This is a genomic window from Streptomyces sp. NPDC046985 (genome assembly GCF_040644415.1).
Taxonomy (GTDB): Bacteria; Actinomycetota; Actinomycetes; order Streptomycetales; family Streptomycetaceae; genus Streptomyces.
Map to the genome: position 1 here is coordinate 119,161 of NZ_JBEYWK010000003.1, position 19,368 is coordinate 138,528.

General features: G+C 73.2%; 16 protein-coding genes, 1 tRNA gene and 2 pseudogenes. 10 read left to right on the top strand and 9 right to left on the bottom strand.

Annotated features, from left to right (window positions below; all coding sequences use genetic code 11):
• Positions 1-14: 14 nt before the first annotated feature.
• On the bottom strand, positions 15-479 hold the full coding sequence (locus ABZ861_RS05085; protein ID WP_361623891.1) for a type II toxin-antitoxin system PemK/MazF family toxin: 465 nt from the start codon (positions 477-479) through the stop codon (positions 15-17).
• 212 nt (positions 480-691) lie between these two features.
• On the opposite strand from ABZ861_RS05085, the gene ABZ861_RS05090 reads away from it, so the two are divergent.
• Positions 692-1,444: an MBL fold metallo-hydrolase gene (locus tag ABZ861_RS05090; protein ID WP_361623894.1), complete on the top strand. Its 753-nt coding sequence runs from the start codon at positions 692-694 to the stop codon at positions 1,442-1,444.
• A gap of 104 nt (positions 1,445-1,548) precedes the next feature.
• On the opposite strand, the gene ABZ861_RS05095 is transcribed toward ABZ861_RS05090, so the two are convergent.
• A complete protein-coding gene (locus tag ABZ861_RS05095; RefSeq protein WP_361623897.1) occupies positions 1,549-2,805 on the bottom strand; it encodes a PTS transporter subunit EIIC in 1,257 nt (418 codons plus the stop codon).
• Positions 2,806-2,962: 157 nt separating this feature from the next.
• Positions 2,963-4,267: a PTS transporter subunit EIIC gene (locus ABZ861_RS05100; protein WP_361623900.1), complete on the bottom strand. Its 1,305-nt coding sequence runs from the start codon at positions 4,265-4,267 to the stop codon at positions 2,963-2,965.
• A 237-nt stretch (positions 4,268-4,504) separates the two neighbouring features.
• Here ABZ861_RS05100 and ABZ861_RS05105 point away from each other — a divergent pair, with 237 nt between their 5' ends.
• From ABZ861_RS05105 to rdgB, 3 genes are all read left to right on the top strand, one after another.
• Complete coding sequence (locus ABZ861_RS05105) at positions 4,505-4,738, top strand: PTS glucose/sucrose transporter subunit IIB (protein WP_361623903.1); 234 nt, start codon at positions 4,505-4,507, stop codon at positions 4,736-4,738.
• Positions 4,739-4,846: 108 nt separating this feature from the next.
• A complete protein-coding gene (rph, locus tag ABZ861_RS05110) occupies positions 4,847-5,575 on the top strand; it encodes a ribonuclease PH (protein WP_361623906.1) in 729 nt (242 codons plus the stop codon).
• 149 nt (positions 5,576-5,724) lie between these two features.
• Positions 5,725-6,327: an RdgB/HAM1 family non-canonical purine NTP pyrophosphatase gene (gene rdgB / locus ABZ861_RS05115; protein WP_361623909.1), complete on the top strand. Its 603-nt coding sequence runs from the start codon at positions 5,725-5,727 to the stop codon at positions 6,325-6,327.
• A 54-nt stretch (positions 6,328-6,381) separates the two neighbouring features.
• On the opposite strand, the gene ABZ861_RS05120 is transcribed toward rdgB, so the two are convergent.
• From ABZ861_RS05120 to bcp, 4 genes are all read right to left on the bottom strand, one after another.
• Positions 6,382-6,456 (bottom strand) — tRNA-Leu (locus ABZ861_RS05120).
• A gap of 10 nt (positions 6,457-6,466) precedes the next feature.
• The gene (locus ABZ861_RS05125) at positions 6,467-6,970 is read right to left on the bottom strand and encodes an HNH endonuclease signature motif containing protein (protein WP_361623912.1); all 504 of its coding nucleotides are present in this window, start codon (positions 6,968-6,970) and stop codon (positions 6,467-6,469) included.
• The gene (locus ABZ861_RS05130) at positions 6,967-7,617 is read right to left on the bottom strand and encodes an HNH endonuclease signature motif containing protein (RefSeq protein ID WP_361623915.1); all 651 of its coding nucleotides are present in this window, start codon (positions 7,615-7,617) and stop codon (positions 6,967-6,969) included. The genes ABZ861_RS05125 and ABZ861_RS05130 overlap by 4 nt, the downstream gene beginning before the upstream one ends.
• A gap of 157 nt (positions 7,618-7,774) precedes the next feature.
• Complete coding sequence (bcp, locus tag ABZ861_RS05135; RefSeq protein WP_361623918.1) at positions 7,775-8,242, bottom strand: thioredoxin-dependent thiol peroxidase; 468 nt, start codon at positions 8,240-8,242, stop codon at positions 7,775-7,777.
• A gap of 153 nt (positions 8,243-8,395) precedes the next feature.
• On the opposite strand from bcp, the gene ABZ861_RS05140 reads away from it, so the two are divergent.
• Together ABZ861_RS05140 and ABZ861_RS05145 are read left to right on the top strand one after the other, a co-directional pair.
• On the top strand, positions 8,396-8,725 hold the full coding sequence (locus ABZ861_RS05140; RefSeq protein ID WP_361623921.1) for a DUF3618 domain-containing protein: 330 nt from the start codon (positions 8,396-8,398) through the stop codon (positions 8,723-8,725).
• 43 nt (positions 8,726-8,768) lie between these two features.
• Entirely contained in the window at positions 8,769-9,125 is a 357-nt protein-coding gene (locus ABZ861_RS05145) for a co-chaperone GroES (RefSeq protein ID WP_361623924.1), read from the top strand.
• Positions 9,126-9,341: 216 nt separating this feature from the next.
• Here ABZ861_RS05145 and ABZ861_RS05150 read toward each other — a convergent pair whose 3' ends face one another.
• On the bottom strand, positions 9,342-11,873 hold the full coding sequence (locus tag ABZ861_RS05150) for a transglycosylase domain-containing protein (protein ID WP_361624439.1): 2,532 nt from the start codon (positions 11,871-11,873) through the stop codon (positions 9,342-9,344).
• A gap of 1,451 nt (positions 11,874-13,324) precedes the next feature.
• Here ABZ861_RS05150 and ABZ861_RS05155 point away from each other — a divergent pair.
• The 4 genes and pseudogenes from ABZ861_RS05155 to ABZ861_RS05170 all read left to right on the top strand — a co-directional run bounded on the left by ABZ861_RS05155 (position 13,325) and on the right by ABZ861_RS05170 (position 17,474).
• A complete protein-coding gene (locus ABZ861_RS05155; RefSeq protein WP_361623927.1) occupies positions 13,325-14,125 on the top strand; it encodes an ABC-2 family transporter protein in 801 nt (266 codons plus the stop codon).
• 127 nt (positions 14,126-14,252) lie between these two features.
• Complete coding sequence (locus ABZ861_RS05160) at positions 14,253-15,104, top strand: ABC transporter permease (RefSeq protein ID WP_361624442.1); 852 nt, start codon at positions 14,253-14,255, stop codon at positions 15,102-15,104.
• 279 nt (positions 15,105-15,383) lie between these two features.
• Positions 15,384-16,316 (top strand): annotated as a pseudogene (locus tag ABZ861_RS05165) (ATP-binding cassette domain-containing protein); the annotation flags it as partial.
• Positions 16,317-16,706: 390 nt separating this feature from the next.
• Positions 16,707-17,474, top strand: a complete 768-nt coding sequence (locus tag ABZ861_RS05170; RefSeq protein WP_361623930.1) for a DUF1707 domain-containing protein — start codon at positions 16,707-16,709, stop codon at positions 17,472-17,474.
• Positions 17,475-17,654: 180 nt separating this feature from the next.
• Here the strand turns inward: ABZ861_RS05170 and ABZ861_RS05175 are convergent.
• Positions 17,655-18,978: pseudogene (locus ABZ861_RS05175) on the bottom strand (GDSL-type esterase/lipase family protein).
• Between the last annotated feature and the right edge of the window lie 390 nt (positions 18,979-19,368).

Below are 19,368 nucleotides of genomic sequence, written 5' to 3' on the forward strand. Positions count from 1 at the left end.
CGGCGCCGGGCGGCTCAACCGGCCAGGTAGCGCACCTGGTCCCAGAGCACCGGGTCCACGACCCCCACCCGGCGCCGGAAGTCCCACACCGGCACCTCCCGCACCTCGTCGGTCTCCAGGAAGCTGGTCCGCCCCTGCGCGTCCCCCACCGAGCCGGGCGGCAGCGGGATCACCCCGGCCCGCTCGTCGTGGTACCTGCTGGTGATCTTCGCGACCCGGGCGCGCCGGCCGCGCACGGAGAGCACCAGGCAGGGCCGGTCCTTCGACCCGTCGCCCTCCTCGTAGGGGACGTTGGCCCACCAGATCTCCGCGGGCCGCGGACGGGCGGCGGCCCGGCCCCCCGGACGGCCCGGCGGACGGCCCGGCGGCCGCGTCCTGCGCCTCGCCGGGCGGCGGCCCCGGCCCCACCCGTCCACCAGCGTGGCGACGAGGGCGAGCAGCACCACCGCGGCGAGCGCCAGCCACCAGGAGGTATCCATAGGGATGACGTTACCGGCGCGCGACCGTCCATGCGCGCCCTCTCGCGTACCTCGTGCGCCCCACGTCCAGCCGAACCGGTGACGCCACAGGTGAGTTCGCCCACAACGGCCCGTGCGGGAGGAGCGACCGGTCGCCGTGCGCCGTACGCTCGACGGACCGCACGACCCCCGTCACCATCCGTATCCATCACGCCAACGGAGGTTTCTGCTCCATGAAGCTCACCGTCGTCGGCTGCTCGGGGTCGTTCCCGTCCGCGGAATCGGCCTGTTCGAGCTACCTCGTAGAGGCCGACGGCTTCCGGCTGCTCCTCGACATGGGCAACGGCGCCCTGGGCGAGTTGCAGCGCCACTGCGGTCTCTACGACCTCGACGCGATCTTCCTGAGCCATCTGCACGCCGACCACTGCATCGACATGTGCGCCTACTTCGTCGCCCGTTACTACCGGCACGACGGAGGCCGCTGCCCGGCCCTGCCGGTCTACGGACCCGAGGGCGCCGAGCACCGGCTCACCACCGCCTACGCCGACACCCCCACCGCCTCGTCGATGAGCGAGGTCTTCGACTTCCACACGGTCAAGCCGGGCGTCTTCGAGATCGGCCCGTTCACCGTGCACACCGAGCGGGTGGCCCACCCGGTGGAGGCGTACGCGATCCGCGTCGAGCACGGCGGCGCCGTCCTGACGTACTCGGGCGACACCGGCGTCAGCGAGGCCCTGGACGAACTGGCCCGCGACGCCGACCTGTTCCTGTGCGAGGCCGCCTTCACGGACGGCAAGGAGAACATCCCCGACCTGCACCTCAACGGCCGCGAGGCCGGGGAGTCCGCCGCCCGCTCCGGGGCCCGCCGCCTGGTCCTCACCCACATCCCGCCGTGGACCGACCCGCAGATCAACCTCGCCGACGCCCGCGCGGCGTACACCGGCCCGGTGGAACTGGCGGCGCCGGGAGCGACGTACGAGATCTGAGGACGCCGCGGCCGCCGCGGCGCCGCTGCGGCCGGGCCGCGCGGCGGCACGAGGAGGCCCCCGAGCCAGGTGCTCGGGGGCCTCGCCGGATCACGGGGGAGGGCTCACGCCTTGGTGAGGTCCTCGACCTCCTCCTCGGGTTCGCGGCCCGGGGTCGGGAGGTCGAACCTGGCGATGGCGAACCGGAAGACGCCGTAGTAGACGGCCGCGAAGACCAGCCCGATCGGGATGATCAGCCACGGCTTGGTCGCCAGGTCCCAGTTCAGGGCGTAGTCGATGAAGCCGGCCGAGAAGGTGAAGCCGGCGTGCACGCCCAGCGCCCAGGTGACCGCCATGGAGACGGCGGTCAGCACCGCGTGGATCGCGTACAGCAGCGGCGCGATGAACATGAAGGAGAACTCGATCGGCTCGGTCACCCCGGTCACGAAGGAGGTCAGCGCGAGCGAGATCATCATGCCGAGGACCGCCTTGCGGCGCTCCGGGCGAGCCGAGTGCGCGATGGCGAGCGCGGCGGCCGGCAGGCCGAACATCATGATCGGGAAGAAGCCGGACATGAACTGCCCGGCGGTCGGGTCGCCGGCGAAGAAGCGGTTGAGGTCGCCGTGCACGACCTGCCCGGCCGAATTCGTGTAGTCGCCGATCTGGAACCAGGAGACGGTGTTGACGAACTGGTGCATGCCGACCGGGATCAGCGCGCGGTTGATCAGGCCGAACAGACCGGCGCCGAGGGCGCCCAGGCCGGTGATCCACTCGCCGAAGTCGGAGATGCCCTCGCCGATCGGCTTCCACACCAGGCCGAAGAACACGCCCATCGCGGTGCCGACGAAGGCCATGATGATCGGCACCAGACGGCGGCCGTTGAAGAAGCCGAGCCAGTCCACCAGCCTCTTGCGGTGGTAGCGCTGCCACAGCACCGCGGAGAGCAGGCCCATGAGGATGCCGCCGAGGACGCCGGGGTTGTTGTAGGTCGCGGCCACGTCGGCGCCGGCCTGGACCTTCGCCTCGGTCACCGGGAACGCCTTGAGCACGTTGCTGTAGACCAGGAAGCCGACCAGACCGGCCAGCGCCGTGGAGCCGTCGGACTTCTTGGCGAAGCCGATGGCGACGCCTATGCAGAACAGCATCGGCAGGTTGTCGAAGATGGCGCCGCCGGCCGTGGCGAACACCGCGGTCACCTTGTCCGGCAGGTGCAGCTTGTCGTGCACGTCCGGCTGGCCCAGGCGCAGCAGGATGCCCGCCGCGGGGAGGACGGCGATGGGAAGCTGGAGGCTCCGGCCGATCTTCTGCAAACCTTGGAACAGGCCCGAACCCCGCTTCTTCTTCGCGGGTGCCGCCGTCGGTGACTCGGTGGCGGTGCTCATCACGTCCTCCATCGGGTGGTGGTCTACACCACTCAGTGGTGTAGACCTGTTGTACACGATGAAGGCGGCACACGGAACCCGCGATTCCCGCTACGGAACCGCTACCGTCCGTGCCTGGTCCCCCGGGCGTCCTCCCGGAGTCCTCTCCGGCCCGCTCTCAGGGCCGCGCGCTGTCCTCCACCTCGTCCTCCGGCTCCCGGCCGGGAGTCTTGAGGTCGAACCGCCGGATCGCGAAACGGAAGACCGCGTAGTACACCGCCGCGAAGCACACCCCGATCACGGCGATCCCCCACGGCCTGGTCGCCAGGCTCCAGTTGATCACGTAGTCGATCAGCCCCGCCGAGAAGCTGAACCCGTCGTGCACCCCCAGCGCCCACGTCACCGCCATCGACGCCCCGGTCAGCACGGCGTGCACCGCGTACAGCGCCGGCGCGACGAAGAGGAAGGAGTACTCCAGCGGCTCGGTGATCCCGGTGACGAACGACGTCAGCGCCACCGACAGCATCAGACCGCCCACCTCCTTGCGCCGCTCCGGGCGCGCGGTGTGCGTGATCGCCAGCGCCGCCGCCGGCAGCGCGAACATCATGATCGGGAAGAAACCCGAGGTGAACTGCCCCGCGTGCGGATCCCCGGCCAGGAACATGTTGACGTCGCCGTGCACCACGGTCCCGTCCGGCTTCACATACGTGCCGAACTGGAACCAGATCGGCACGTTCAGGAACTGGTGCAGCCCCACCACCAGGAGCGCCCGGTTCGCCACCCCGAAGATCCCCGCGCCCCACGCGCCCCGACCGCGCAGCCAGTCGCCGAAGCCCTCCAGACCGGCCCCGATCGGCGGCCACACCCACAGGCACAGCGCCGCGAAGACGATCGCCGTGAACGCCATCACGATCGGCACCAGACGGCGCCCGTTGAAGAAGCCCAGCCAGTCCACCAGCCGCGTCCGGTGCAGCCGCTGCCAGAAGAAGGCGGACAGCAGCCCCAGCACGATCCCCCCGAACACCCCCGGATTCTGGTACGCGAACGGCGCCACCGACCCGTCGACCGCCCGGCACCCCGTCGCGCTCACCGCCGTCCCGCCGGGACACGCCACCGGGAACTGGTGCAGCACGTTGTAGTAGACGAGGAAGCCCGCCACCGCGGCCAGCGCCGTCGAGCCGTCCGCCTTCCTCGCCATCCCGATCGCCACGCCCACGCAGAACAGCATCGGCAGCCCGAGCTGCCCGTCCAGCAGCGCCCCGCCCGCCCCCGACACCACCTTGGACACGTTCGTCCAGCCCAGCCCGTCGGCGCCGAACACGTCCGGCTGGCCCAGCCGGTTCAGGATCCCCGCGGCCGGCAGCACCGCGATCGGCAACTGAAGGCTCCGGCCCATCTTCTGCAAGCCCTGGAACAGCGTGTTCCAGGGCCGCCGGGCACGGGGCGCGGCGGCGCCCGCGTCACCGGCGGTGTCGGCGCTCATGCCCGGCGGTGACGGCGCTGATGCCCGGCGGTGTCGGCGCTCATGCCCGTCCTCTCCGGCGCGGCGACTGGGCGCGGCGCCGCGTTTGGCCACCGCACGGGCGGTGGTGTAGACCAGTCGACTGACGGTTTCCGCTGTCGTGATCGCCATCCTCGGGCGCCCGCGACACGACCGCTCGCAAAGATGGGCCAACTGTGGGTTACTGCGACAAAGCGGTTCGGATCAGGGAGAAGGAACATGGCCACCAAGGCTGAGAAGATCGTCGCCGGGCTCGGCGGCATCGGCAACATCGAAGAGGTCGAAGGCTGCATCACCCGGCTCCGCACCGAAGTGAGCGACCCCTCGCTGATCGACGAAGCCGCGCTCAAGGCCGCCGGCGCCCACGGCGTCGTCAAGATGGGCACCGCGATCCAGGTCGTCATCGGCACCGACGCCGACCCCATCGCGGCGGAGATCGAAGACATGATGTGAACCCCCGGTTCACCGGCGAAGGGGGCCGCCCCGCCCGCGGAGCGGCCCCCTTCCCCCATGCCCGGGACGCGGTACGGCGGCCCCCGCGCGGGCACTAGGCTCGACCCCATGTCTCGCATCGACGGCCGCACCCCCGAACGACTCCGCCCGGTCACCATCGAGCGCGGGTGGAGCAAGCACGCCGAAGGCTCCGTCCTCGTCTCCTTCGGCGACACCCGCGTGCTGTGCACCGCCTCCGTCACCGAAGGCGTCCCGCGCTGGCGCAAGGGCAGCGGCGAAGGCTGGGTCACCGCCGAATACGCCATGCTGCCCCGCGCCACCAACAGCCGCGGCGACCGCGAATCCGTCAAGGGCCGCATCGGCGGCCGCACCCACGAGATCAGCCGCCTCATCGGCCGCTCCCTGCGCGCCGTCGTCGACTACAAGGCCCTCGGCGAGAACACCGTCGTCCTGGACTGCGACGTCCTCCAAGCCGACGGCGGCACCCGCACCGCGGCCATCACCGGCGCCTACGTCGCCCTCGCCGACGCCCTGACCTGGGCCCGCGGCCGCAAGCTCGTCAAGCCCGGCCGCCAGCCGCTCACCGGAACCGTCAGCGCCGTCTCCGTCGGCATCGTCGGCGGCGTCCCCCTCCTCGACCTCTGCTACGAGGAGGACGTGCGCGCCGACACCGACATGAACGTCGTCTGCACCGGCGACGGCCGCTTCGTCGAGGTCCAGGGCACCGCCGAGGCCCAGCCCTTCGACCGCGACGAACTGAACGCACTGCTCGACCTCGCCTCGGCCGGCTGCGCGGACCTCGCCACGATCCAGCGGCAGGCGCTCGAGGCGCAGTAGCCCGACGGGCGGTCGCCCAGTCGCCCGGTCGCCCGGTCGCTCAGTCCCCAGCGCCCAGTCGCCCGGTAAGGACGGCCGGACTCCGGGTGCGCGCCCGGCCCCGGCGCCCCCGCACCCGGCCCGGGTCCGGCCCCCCGATACTGGTGGGCATGACCCGCTTGATCCTCGCCACCCGCAACGCCGGAAAGATCACCGAACTCAGGGCGATCCTGGCCGACGCGGGACTGCCGCACGAACTCGTCGGCGCCGACGCCTACCCGGAGATCCCCGACGTCAAGGAGACCGGCGTCACCTTCGCCGAGAACGCCCTGCTCAAGGCGCACGCCCTGGCCCAGGCGACCGGCCTGCCCGCCGTCGCCGACGACTCCGGCCTCTGCGTCGACGTGCTCGGCGGCGCCCCCGGCATCCTCTCGGCCCGCTGGTCCGGCCGCCACGGCGACGACCGCGCCAACCTCGACCTGCTCCTGGCCCAGCTCTCCGACATCGCCGACGAGCACCGCGCGGCCCACTTCGCCTGCGCGGCGGCCCTCGCCCTGCCCGACGGGACCGAGCGGGTGGTGGAGGGCCGACTGACCGGCACACTGCGGCACGCGCCCGCCGGCACGGGCGGCTTCGGCTACGACCCGATCCTCCAGCCCGACGGCGAGACGAGGACCTGCGCGGAGCTGACCCCCGCCGAGAAGAACGCGATCAGCCACCGCGGCAAGGCGTTCCGCGCGCTGACGCCGGTGGTACGGGAGCTGTTGGGCTGAGATGACGAACCGCCCCGCACCTACGATTCGTAGGGGCAGGGCGGTGTTCGCTTGTGGGCCCGGTGGGACTCGAACCCACGACACACCGGACCTAAACCGGCGCCCTCTAGCCTGCTGGGGTACGGGCCCGCAGCGATGCCTACTCTACTGGGCGCCGTGGACTGTCCCGCGAGCCTCCCCGGCACCAGGTGCTCGTGACGGCGTGGCAGTTGGGGCACAGCAGCCGCAGGTTCTCCCGCCGGTCGTCGCGCCAGTCCCCGTTGACGTGATCGATCTCCAGTGTCATGGGTCTGCCGAGCCACTCGGGTCCGATCCCGCACTCCGCGCATCTCTCCGGCACTCCGACGTCCCGGAGGGCACGCCGCAGCCGCGCTGTGGCCGTCCGGCGTCCGCCTTCGCGGCGGACCAGAAGCTCCTCGGGCGCTCTGGCGTTGTGGCTGCGCCGACCGCGCCGGTGCCCCTTCCCCAGGAAGTGCGCTGTGGAGACGGCCTCTTGGGCGATCCAGCGGCGCAGCAGCGTCCGCTGCTGGTGGTTCTCGGGGCGCCCAAGGCGTCGCAGCAGCCCGGCCAGGGAGGTCGACTCGGCGACCGCTGCGCACAGTTCGTCGCGCGTGGGCCGCGGGTGCCTGCTGCGGGGGGTCATCGGACTCCCTCGCGGCGGCCTTTGCCGCGCCCCCGGTAGGTGTCGGTGGTGGAATGGCAGTTGGGGCACAGAAGCCGCAGATTGCCGACGCGGTTGTCGCGCCAGTCGCCGTCGATGTGGTCGACTTCCAGCGGCAACGGGCGCCCCCGCCACACGGCCCCTGCGCCGCAGAGGGCGCACCGCTCCTCCCGCCCCTCGGCCAGCAGGGCTCGCTTCAGGCGGTCGCCGGGGACGCGTCGGGCGCCGGCGTCCGGCAGCTCGACCAGCAGGGCGTCAGGCGTCCGGCGAGGGCTCGCGCGACCAGCTCGCGGCGGCTCCCGGAAGTGCGAGGTGTCGATCCCACAGGCCCTGATCCGGCGGCTGATGTGCGTGTGGTGGCCGCCGACCACTTCCAGTCCGAGCCGCCGCAGCACGTCGCACATGTTCGTCGACGCCGAGACCGCCGCCTGCAGAACCTCCCGCGTCCACTTCACCCCGTCCCGCTGGAGGTGCGAGACGTCCACTCCCAGCTTCCGCATCCGCGCGCACACGTACCGCTGAGTCGGGCTGCGCGGCTCCACCCCCAGTCTCCGCAGCGCCTCCGGCATCGTCCGTGCCCCACGCACGGCCTCTTCCAGCCGCTCCCTCGGATACGCACTGGCCCCCATCGGACCCCCTCCGACCCTGGTCGCACGTTCGCGACCTCGCACGGACTAACGAACCGACTGCCGAACAGTCACGCGAGAAGGCGAGGTGTGTGCGAGAGCGGGCCGCCCCGGAGGAGACAGGGGCGGACCGGTGTCGGGGGAGCCGGGGGCGGGCGGGTCAGACGCCCAGGTCTTTGATGATCTTGGCGACGTGGCCCGTGGCCTTCACGTTGTACAGGGCCCGCTCGACCGTGCCGTTCTCGTCGACGACGACCGTGGAGCGGATCACCCCGGTGACCGTCTTGCCGTAGAGCTTCTTCTCGCCGAAGGCGCCGTAGGACTCCAGCACCTTCTTGTCCGGGTCGGACAGGAGGGTGACCTTCAGGGACTCCGTCTCGCGGAACTTCGCGAGCTTCTCCGGCTTGTCGGGGGAGACGCCGATCACGTCGTACCCCGCCCCGGCCAGCAGCTCCAGGTTGTCGGTGAAGTCGCACGCCTGCTTGGTGCAGCCGGGGGTGAGGGCGGCCGGGTAGAAGTAGACGATGACCTTGCGGCCCTTGTGGTCGGCGAGGGACACCTCGTTGCCGTCGGCGTCGGGGAGGGTGAAGGCGGGGGCCGCGTCCCCGGGCTGGAGTCGCTCGGTCATCGAAGCTCGTCTCCTCATGCGTGTCTGTGCGAAATCGGCGTTCCTGTCATTACCGTGCCGGTCCGAGGGTAACCGGGGGTGCCGACAGCGCGGTCGCGGCGGGAGCTGACAGACTGTGCGGACCAGGCAGCAGTTGACATCGGAGGCGTTACGGTGGCGGACACGGCGGACACCAGGACCCCGGCTGAGATCGAGGCGGACATCCGGCGCCGCCGCGACGTGTTGGCCGAGACGCTGGACGAGCTAGGCGTGCGGGTGCATCCCAAGACCCTCGTCGGGGACGCCAAGGCCAAGGCCGTCGCCCAGGTCGACCACACCCTCGGCCGGGCCTACGTCCAGGTCAACCGGGTCGTGAGCGACGTGCGCGGCCAGTTCGTGGACGAGGAGGGCGCGCCCCGGCCGGAGCGGATCGTGCCGGTCGCGCTGGTCGTCGTCGGCGTGGTGGGGCTCCTCGCCCTGAGCGCCCGCCGCCGCCGGGGCTGACCCGGTGCCGCAGGGACACCATGAAGGCAGGTAAGTTCGAGGCGTGAGCGCCAACAGAGACCAGCACAGCACCCCGCACGACAAGCTCCCCATCCGGATGCTGCACGACCGCGTGCTCGTCCGGCAGGACACGACCGAGGGCGAGCGGCGTTCGGGCGGCGGCATCCTGATCCCCGCGACCGCCGCGGTGGGCCGTCGGCTGGCCTGGGCGGAGGTGGTCGCGGTCGGGCAGAACGTCCGGACCGTGGAGCCGGGCGACCGCGTGCTGTTCGACCCGGAGGACCGGGCCGAGGTGGAGGTGCGGGGCACCGCGTACGCGCTGATGCGCGAGCGCGACCTGCACGCCGTGGCCGCGGACCGGTTCGAGGGGTCGGAGGACTCCACCGGCCTGTACCTGTAGACGCGCGGGACGAAGACGGCGGAGGGGCCGGTGACGTCAGTCACCGGCCCCTCAGCCGTTCCCCACGGGCTGTCCCGTGAGGGCTGCCCCCCGTGTGGGCCGCGTCGCTAGTGAGTGTCTCTCCCCTCCGGCCCCTACGGGCCTTCCGGCCCCTACGGGCCTTCCGGCCCCTACGGGCCTTACGGCCTCACCAGCCCCACCGCCATGACTGCCCTCTCACTCCCCGTCGAGCGGGGACACCCCCTCGCGCTGGGCTTGGTCCGGGGCGCCGCCCGCGCCTCCCGCGGCCCTGCCTCCGCCAGTGCCGCCAGCCCGACCGCCGCCGCCGCCACCGCCGCCGGATCGACCGCCGCCAGCACCACCGGCCCGGCCGCCTCCATTTCCGCCGCCGCCCGCCGCGCCGCCGCTCGGGCTGGCGCCGCCGTTTCCGCCGGGCGTGCCTCCGTCCGCGCCGCCCGTGGTCGGGTCGCCGCCCTGGCCGCCGCCCGCTGCGGCGCCGCCGTCCGCCGTGCCGCCGGCGGTCTGACCCGGCGGGCCGCCTGCGGCGCCGCCCTGGCCGCCGCCGGTCTGGCCCTGGTCCTGGCCTTGGTCGCCGCCGGTCTGTCCCTGGGTCTGGCCCGGGTCCTGACTCTGACCCTGGGTGTCCTGGCCGCCGTCCGCCGTGCCGGTCGTGCCGCCGTTGTCCTGGGCGCCGGTGCCGGGCGTGGCGGGGGCGTCGCTGGACGGCGGCGGCTGGGTCTCGTCGGCGCCGGGCTGAAGCTGGAGGTCGAAGTCGCTGACCGGGGTGTTCTTCAGCGCGTCGCCCATGAACTGCGCCCAGATGCTGCCGGGCGGCCCGCTGCCGTTGACGCGGGGCAGGCCCAGCGCGCCGTAGAGCGACATGTGGCGGGCGGTGACCGGGTCCTGGCCCATGACGGAGACGACGGTGGCGAGGTCCGGGGTGTAGCCGGCGAACCACGCGGCCTGGTCGTTCTCCGCGGTGCCGGTCTTGGCGGCGGCCGGGCGGCCGATCGCCTTGGCCGGGGCGCCGGTGCCGTTCTCGACGACCGACTGCAGGACCGACGTCGTGGTGTCGGCGGCCTCGCGGCTGACGGCCTGCGACATCGCCGACCCGGGCAGCTTCACGACGTCGGCGCCGTCCTTGGTGATCTTCTTGATCATCGTGTACGCGCCGTGCTCGCCGTGGTGGGCGAGGGTCGCGTAGACCTGGGCCATGTCCAGGACGCTCGCGGTGGAGGTGCCGAGCGCGACGGACGGGCTGCCGACCAGCTCCGGGGTGGAGGAGGGCAGGCCGAGGGCGATCGCGGTGTCCTTGACCTTCTCCGGCCCGACGTCCACGGCCATCTGCGCGTAGACGGCGTTGACGGACTTGTCGGTGGCGTCGCGCACGGTGATGTCGCCGTAGGAGCGCTGGTCCTCGTTCTCGGGCGCGTACGAGCCGCCGTTCCAGCCCTGCACGGGACGCTTGTTGGTGCCGTCGTAGACCGTGTTCGGGGTGATGGGGCGGCCGTCCAGGGTCGCGGAGCGGTTCTGGACGGCGGCGGTGAACACCAGCGGCTTGAAGGTGGAGCCGACCTGGAAGTCGCGCCGGGTGGCGTTGTTCGTGAACTGCTGGACGTAGTCGATGCCGCCGTACAGCGCCACCACCGCGCCGGTCTTCGGGTCGACGGCGGCGCCGCCCGCGCGGACGTAGCCGTCGACCTTGTTGTGCTTCTTGTCCAGCTTGTTCATGAGCTGGTCGTCGACCGCCTTCACGAACGCGTCCTGGCGGCTCTTCTGCAGGGTGGTCGTGATGCGGTAGCCGCCCCCGGCCAGCTCGTCCTCGTTCAGGATCTTGTTCTGGGCCATGTAGTCCTTCACCGCGCGCACCAGGTAGCCGCGCTGTCCGGACATGCCGGTGGGCACGGTGGAGTCGCGCGGCGCCGGGAACTTCATCCCGGCCCGCTCGGACGCGGACAGCCAGCGCTGCGTGACCATGCCGTCCAGCACGTAGTTCCAGCGGGCGAGGGCGGCGCTCCGGTTCTCCGGGTGGGCGACGACGTCGTACTCGCTGGGCGCGTTGACCAGCGCGGCCAGGTAGGCGGCGCGGGCCGGGTCGAGGTCCTTGGCCTTGACGCCGTAGTACGCCTGGGCGGCGGCCTGGATGCCGTAGGCGTTGCGGCCGAAGTAGCTGGTGTTCAGGTAGCCGTCGAGGATGGTGTCCTTGGGGGCGGTGCGGTCCAGCTTGATCGAGATGAAGAACTCCTTCACCTTGCGGGTGACGGTCTGCTCCTGCCCGAGGTAGTAGTTCTTCACGTACTGCTGGGTGATCGTGGAGCCGGACTGCTTGCCCTTGCCGGTGGCGGTGTTCCAGCCGGCGCGGAGCATGGCCGCCGGGTCGACGGCGGACTCGGTGTAGAAGTCCCGGTCCTCGGCGGCCAGCACGGCGTGCTGGGCGGCCTGGGAGACTCCGGAGAGGTCGACGTTCTCGCGGTTGACGTCGCCGTCGCGGGCGATCTCGCTGCCGTCGGCGTAGAGGTAGACGTTGGCCTGCTTCATGGCCAGGGCGTTCGCGGACGGGATCTTGACCAGGGAGTACCCGAGGAAGAACGCGCCGATCACCAGCAGGACGACGGTGAGGAGTCCGCCCAGCAGCATGCGCCAGGAGGGGAACAGCCGCCGCCATCCGGTGCGGCGCGGCCGCTTCTTCCCGTTCTTCCCGCTGCCGCTGCCGCTGCCGCTGCCGCTGCCGCCTGCGCCGCCGGGGATGTCGCCCCGGCCGCCTCCGCCCGGCGGGGCGGGCTCGGCGCCGTGTCCGGCCGCGACCGCGCCGACGGCGGCCTCCGGACGGTGCGCGGCCGCGGCGCCCTCGACGCGCCGAAGGCGGGTGGTGGCGGGGTCGCCGCCGGTGGACGGGGAACCGGCGGCCGCCGGTCCGGTGACGCGGGCGAGGCGCGTGGTGGCGGGGTCGGTGGGGTTGACGGTGTCGGTGGGCGGGGGACTGGCGGCCGCCGGTCCGGTGACGCGGGTGAGGCGTGTGGTGGCCGGGTCGGTGGGGTTGGCAGGGTCGCTGGCGCCTGTGGACGGGGAACCGGATGCCCCCGGTCCGGTGACGCGGGCGAGGCGGGTAGTGGCGGGGTCGGTGGGGTTGGCGGGCTCGGCGGCGCCGGTGGGCGGGCGGCCCTCGGGGGCGGCGCCAGGGCGTGTGCTTCCGGCCAGCGTGCTGCCGGGGTGATCGCCGCCGGGCTGTGTGTCGCCGGGCTGTGCGCCGTTCGAGCGCGGGCGGTCTCCGGTCGTGCTCCAGGTGGGACCGGCGGGCTGGTCCTTGGGCGCGGCGGCCCCGGCCGCCTCAGCGCGGAGAGCGGCCGAGGCCGCCGCCTCAGCGCCCTCGGCCGGGGTCCCGGCGGCCGCCGGGGGCTTGGCGGGTGCGCCCGCACGCGTTTGCGACCCGAAGCCCGAGGGCGCGCTCGCCCCCGAGCGCGAACCCGAGTCCGAGGCCGCCGGGTCCGTCCTCGAACCTGAGTCCGAGGCCGCCCAGTCCGTCCTCGAACCTGAGTCCGGGACCGCCGAGTCCGTCTTCGGGGGCGACTGCGGGGCCGACTCGGGAGCCGACCGGGAAGGGGACTGCGCGGCCGTCGCGGACGTCGCCGCCGCGGCCCCCTGGGAGGACGTCTCACCCGTCTCGGCGGCCGCCTGCTCGGCCGCCGCAGCGGAATGGGGCGCCGCGGAAGCGGAAGCGGGCGCCGCGGACGGCTTCGGCGCCTGCTTCGGCGCGGGCCCCGACTCGGGCGCCGGCTTCGACTCCGGCGTCAGCTTCGGCGCCTGCCTCGCCGCCGGGGCCGCCGGGGCCGTAGACCCGGACGGATCGGGGTCCGAGGTCCCCTCCAGCCGCTCGGGCGCCTCCGCCCCCTCGGCGGCCGGCCGCCGCTCGGGCTGCTGCTGCTCGGACTGCGGCTGATGCTGCTGCTGCGGTCGCGGCTGCGGCTCCGCCTCGGCCTCTGGCTGCGGCTCGTCGCTCATGTCGTGCACGGACTCCTGTTTTCGCGTCGTACGGTCGCGTACGCCCTATGCGCGTGCTGCGCCCCCAGATGAAGACTCTCGCACCAACGGTTCCGTTCCCTGTCACGGGCACTTGTCCGGGCCGAAAACGCGTGGCGTGCCGCACCACGGGCGCACTAGGCTCCTGCGCTTCGGTGTCGGCTGACCTGGGAGGGCGTGACGTGGGCGCTGGGCGGTTGTACGCGGCCGTCGCGGCGGGGGTGTTCCGACGGTACGCGACGTACCGGGCGGCGACGGCGGCCGGGGTGTTCACGAACACGGCGTTCGGGCTGATCGTCGTGTCCACGTACCTGGCGCTGTGGGACGTGAAGCCGCATCTGGGCGGCTACGACCAGGCGGAGGCGGTCACGTACGTGTGGCTCGGGCAGGCGTTCCTGTCGACGCTGGCGATCGGCGGGGGCGGCGTCGAGGACGAGCTGATGGAGCGCATCCGTACGGGTGACATCGCGATCGACCTGTACCGGCCGGCCGATCTGCAACTGTGGTGGCTGGCCGCGGACCTGGGGCGGGCGCTGTTCCAGTTGCTGGGCCGCGGGGTCGTGCCGTTCGCGGTCGGCGCGCTGTTCTTCCCGGTCGCGCTGCCCGCCGACCCGCTGACCTGGCTGGCTTTCCTCGGCACGCTGCCGGGGGCGATGACGGTGAGCTTCAGCATCCGGTACCTGGCGGCGCTGAGCGCGTTCTGGCTGCTGGACGGGGCCGGGGTGACGCAGATGGCGTGGCTGGCCGGGTACTTCTGCTCGGGAATGCTGCTGCCGCTGAACGTCTTCCCTGGCGCGTTCGGCGAGGCGGTGCGGGCGCTGCCCTGGTCGTCGCTGCTCCAGGGGCCGGCCGACGTGCTGCTGGGCCACGCGAGCCCGCTGGGCACGTACGCGTTCCAGGGGGCGTGGGCGGCGGCGCTGCTGGCGCTGGGGCGGCTGGTGCAGGCGGCGGCGACCCGGCGGGTGGTGGTGCAGGGTGGCTGAGACCGCACGGCACGGCGGGGGCGCCGGGTCCGCCGACTCCTCCCGTTCCTCTGGTTCTTCCGGCTCCTCCCGTTCCCCCGGTTCTTCCGGCTCCCTCGGTTCTTCCGGTTCCCCCGGTGCTTCCGGCCTGGGCGCGTACGGCGGCTGGGCCGAACCGCCGCCGCGCGCCCGGCTGGTGGAGGGGCTGCGGACGTACCGCATGATCGCCGGAATGTGGCTGCGCTCCACGATGGCCTACCGGGCCTCGTTCGCGATGACGACGATCGGCAACTTCGTGGCGTCCACACTGGACTTCGCGGCGATCCTGCTGATGTTCTCCCGGGTGGACGCGCTCGGCGGCTACACGCTGCCGGAGATCGCCTTCCTCTACGGGCTGAGCAACGCCTCGTTCGGGCTGGCCGACCTCGCGATCGGCTCGATGGAACGGCTGGGCCGCCGGGTGCGCGACGGCACCCTGGACACGCTGCTGGTCCGCCCGGCCCCGGTGCTCGCCCAGGTCGCCGCGGACCGGTTCGCGCTGCGCCGCCTCGGCCGGGTCACCCAGAGCGCGCTGGTGCTGGGCTACGCCGTGCTCGCGCTCGACCACCTGCACTGGACGGCGGTCAAGGCGCTGCTGGTGCCGGTGACGGTGGTGAGCGGCTGCGCGATCTTCTGCGCGGTGTTCGTGGCGGGCGCGGCCTTCCAGTTCGCGGCGCAGGACGCCTCCGAGGTGCAGAACGCCTTCACCTACGGCGGCACCACGCTGCTCCAGTACCCGCCGACGCTGTTCGCCAAGGAACTGGTGCGCGGGGTGACCTTCGTGCTGCCGCTGGCCTTCGTCAACTGGCTGCCCGCGTGCTACGTGCTCGGGCGCCCCTATCCGCTGGGGCTGCCGGAGTGGACGACGTTCGTCTCGCCGCTGGTCGCGCTGGGCTGCTGCGCGCTGGCGGGCCTGGCCTGGCGGACGGGACTGCGGTCCTACCGCAGCACGGGAAGCTGAACGTCGACCCCATGGGACGGCACGGCACATGAGGCCGCTGGACGGCGCCGAAGGGCGCCCAACAGCACTGAACGGCACTGAACGGCACTGAACTGCACGGAAGGGAAAGGGAAGGGAATCGTGGCGCTGGACGACGGCGATGCGGGAGGCGGCGGCGGGACGGGTGAGGGCCCAGCGGGCGGGACGGGGGACGGCCGCGTGGGCGGGACGGGGGACGGCCCGGCGGGCGGCGGCCGCGGCGCAGGGAAGAGCGGCGGCGAGGCCCCGGAAGGCGACTTCATCGTTCTCGACCGGGTCGAGAAGGTCTTCGAGGTGCGCAAGCGGACCGGGTTCCTGAAGAGCGAGCGGCGGCCGGTGCGCGCGGTCGACGCGATCTCCTTCACCGTGGCGCGCGGCGAGATGGTCGGCTACATCGGCCCGAACGGCGCGGGCAAGTCGACGACGATCAAGATGCTCACGGGCATCCTCACGCCGACCGGCGGGAGTCTGCGCGTCGCCGGCATCGACCCCTCGCGGGAGCGGGCTCGCCTCGCGCGGCGTATCGGCGTGGTGTTCGGGCAGCGTACGACCTTGTGGTGGGACCTGCCGCTGATCGACTCCTACCGGCTGATGCACCGCATGTACCGGATCCCCGACGCCCGTTACCGCCAGAACCTGGACCGTTGCGTCGAACTGCTGGAACTGGGCGACCTGTTGCACGTCCCGGTGCGCCAGCTCTCGCTGGGCCAGCGGATGCGCGGCGACATCGCGGCGGCCCTGCTGCACGACCCGGAGGTCCTCTACCTCGACGAGCCGACCATCGGCCTCGACGTGATCAGCAAGGCCAAGGTCCGTGGCTTCCTGCGCGAGTTGAACGCCGAGCGCGGCACCACAGTGCTGCTGACCACGCACGACCTCCAGGACATCGAGCAGTTGTGCTCGCGGGTGATGGTCATCGACCACGGCCGCCTGATGTACGACGGCCCGCTCGCCGGGCTGCACGAGGCGGGCGAGAGCGAGCGCATCCTGGTGGTCGACCTGGAGCGCGAGCTGCCGCCGATCGAGGCGCCGCCCGCGCGGGTGGTCCGCGTGGAGGGACCGCGGCAGTGGCTGGCGTTCCCCGCGGGCCGGTCGGCGGCCCCCCTGGTGGCCCGGATCGCGGACCGCTACCCGCTGATGGACCTGTCGGTGCGCGAGCCGGACATCGAGGCGGTGATCGCGAAGATGTACGCGGCGCCGCCGACGCGGGGAGGGGAGTCCTTGGACGGGGCTGACGGGATTCAGGTGACTGCCGGGACTGAGGTGACCGAAGTGGCTCAGGAGGCTGCCGCGGCTGGGCGTGCTGAGGGGGCTGCTAGGGCCGAGGGGGCTGGGGGAGCCGAGGGGGCTGCTAGGGCTGAGGGGGCTGGGGGAGCCGAGGGGGCGACCGAGGGCGCCGCTCCGTAGCCCTCCTAGGTCTCGCGGGGCTCCGGGATTCCCTGGTCTCGCGGGGCTCAGGGGATTCCCCGGCCTCCCCGGCGCTCCCGGCGCTCCCGGTGCTCCCGCCGCTCCCGCCGCTCCTGACGGGGCTAAGGGCCCGGGAACGCGTAGCCTCCGGCGCGGGGAACTCGTAGGCTGCTCGGCATGACCGACGCCGTGCCCCCGGGCGGGAACCCCGCCCGGCCCTCCGCCTCCGACCTGCGCGCCTCCGACGCCGACCGCGAGCGGACCGCCGAGATCCTGCGCGACGCCCTCGCCGAAGGCCGCCTGGACATGGCGGAGTTCGAGGAGCGGCTGGAGACGACCTACCAGGCGCGCACCTACGGCGAGTTGGAGCCAGTCACGCGCGACCTGCCGGCCGGGCGGGGCGTCGACGCCCCCGCGGTCTCCCTGCGCAAGGAGCCGGTGGAGCGCGGCGGTTGGGCGGGCCGGATCGTCGGCGGCGGGGTCGGCCCCGAGTCGCAGGCGTGGGCCGTCGCGGTCATGTCCGGGTTCGAGCGCAAGGGGACCTGGACCGTGCCGAAGCGGTTCAACTGCTTGGCGTTCTGGGGCGGCGGCGAGATCGACCTGCGGGAGGCGAACTTCGCCGACGACGAGGTGCAGATCAACTGCGTGGCGATCATGGGCGGCGTGCAGGTGACCGTGCCGCCCGGCGTCGAGGTGGTGGTGCGCGGCATCGGCGTCATGGGCGGCTTCGACCACCGCGAGCAGGGCGTCCCGGGCGAGCCGGGCGCACCGCGCGTGATCGTCACGGGCTTCGCCTTCTGGGGCGGGGTAGGAGTGGAGCGCAAGGTCACCCGGGCGGAGCGCAAGCGCCTGAAGGAGGAGCGTCGCCAGGAGCGGCTGGACCGCAGGGCGGAGCGCCACGAACTGGGCACGGCCCGCCGCGAGCGGCGCCGGGAGGACCGCTAGTACCGGCAGGACCTCTAGCTAGTGCGGTGACCGGAAAAGCTCACCGGCTCGCGGCGGGCGCTAGTGCGAGCGCAGGGGCGAGTGCGGGCGTGGGGGCGAGCGCGGGCGTGGGGGCGAGCGCGGGCACGGGGACGGGGGCGCTCCCGAGGCGAGTGCGCCCGGTCCGCGCCGCCCGGCCGCTCAGGCGCCCGTCTGCCCGGCGCCCCTGAGCGCCGCCAAGTCGAGCGCCTCGCCCCTCGCCCGGTAGCCGAGGTCGCTGGGATGCAGGTGGTCCCCGCAGTCGTAGGCGGCGCGGAGCTGCCGGGGCGCCTGGGGGTCCCGCAGCGCGCCGTCGAAGTCCACCACGGCGTCGTACACCGTGCCCGACCGGATCGCGGCGTTCACCTGCTCCCGTACGCCCTCACGGGCCATCGTCCACCCGCGGCGGTCGCCGAACGGCGTCAGGGTGGCGCCGAAGACCTTCAGGCCGTGCGCCTGGGCCTGGCGCACCAGGCTGCGCAGACCGGCCGCGATCCGAGCGGGGTCGGCCGGCCCCGGGTCGCGCGGGATGTCGTTGATCCCCAGTTCGCCGACGACGGCCCTGGCGTGCGTCCGCCCCAGCACGTCGCGCCCGAACCGGTGCGGTCCGCTGGGGTCGTCCGCGGGCAGGCCGGGTCCGTCGGCGAGCGCCCTGTTGCCGCTGACGCCCTCGTTGACGACGCTGTAGCGGGGCGCGTCCCGGCCCCTCGCGCGGGCGGCGCGCAGCCGCTGGGCGAGGACGTCGGTCCAGCGGCGGTCGGCGCCGAGCGTGGAGCTGACGCCGTCGGTGATCGAGTCGCCGAACGCGAGACCGTCCCGTCGGCCCGGTCGCTGAACAGGTCCAGCGCGCTCAGGCAGCGCCAGTGCACCGTGCGCTCGGTGTACGGCGCGCCCGTCGTGTCCTCGGTGCGGTCGCCCTGGACGGCGTAGGAGACCTGGCGGGCGCACGGGTGGTAGGTGACCGGTCCCGAGGCGGTGGGGGAGTAGGAGGTGACCAAGACGTCGGCGCCCCGCGGCACGGCGATGCGCACGGCGTCGCTCATCGCCTGCCCGCCCACGGGCACGACGACCTCGGGCGCGCCGGAGAAGGTGAGCCGCCGCATGCTGTCCTCGACGGCGGCGGGGCCGCCGACGCCGAGACCGCGACCGTGGCGTGCGTGATCGTCAGCGGCGACCGGCCGTAGAGATGGGACAGCGTGACGCGGGCACTCGTACCCGAGACGGCGGCGTGCACGACGTCGCGCACCGAGCGGCCCGCCATGCCGCGGGTCCCGGTGCCCGGCTCGGCGGCGGCCGGGGCGGCGGCCCACGCGCCGACCCAGGCGCCGGCGGAGGCGGGCGCGGCCGACGTACGGGGCCGGCGCCCGCCTCCCGCGGAGCCGGCGGGCGCGCCCGCACCGGAGGTCATGCCCCAGACGGCGGCAGAGGCGGCCACGATCAGCGCGGTGATCGCGGCGCGCAGGCAGAAGACGTGACGCCTGGTCAGGCGGATGACGGTCCCCTCCGACGACTGGAGCCCGTCGCTCCGGTCCTCTTGCTCGCAGACGCCGGGAACTTCTGTTCCGTTCCGGGAGTCGGTCAGGCAGGGACAATTGTGTACGGGACATGTGCGCGATCATCGAACGGGTCGCGTGACGAACAAGTCGAGTGGACGAACAAGTCGAGTGGACGAACGGGCCGAGTGGAGGGGACGCCGGATGAAACCAACGACGCAGCCCGCCGGGCGTACGGCGGACGGCGCCGAGCCTGCGGCGGACACGTCCGCCGCGGGTACGGCGGACACCGCTGCCGCGCGTGCGGCCGGCGCCGCCGCCGGGCGTGCGGGTGACGCCGTGGGGGGCCATGCGGCTGATGCGGCGGGCGGCCGGGCGGCTGA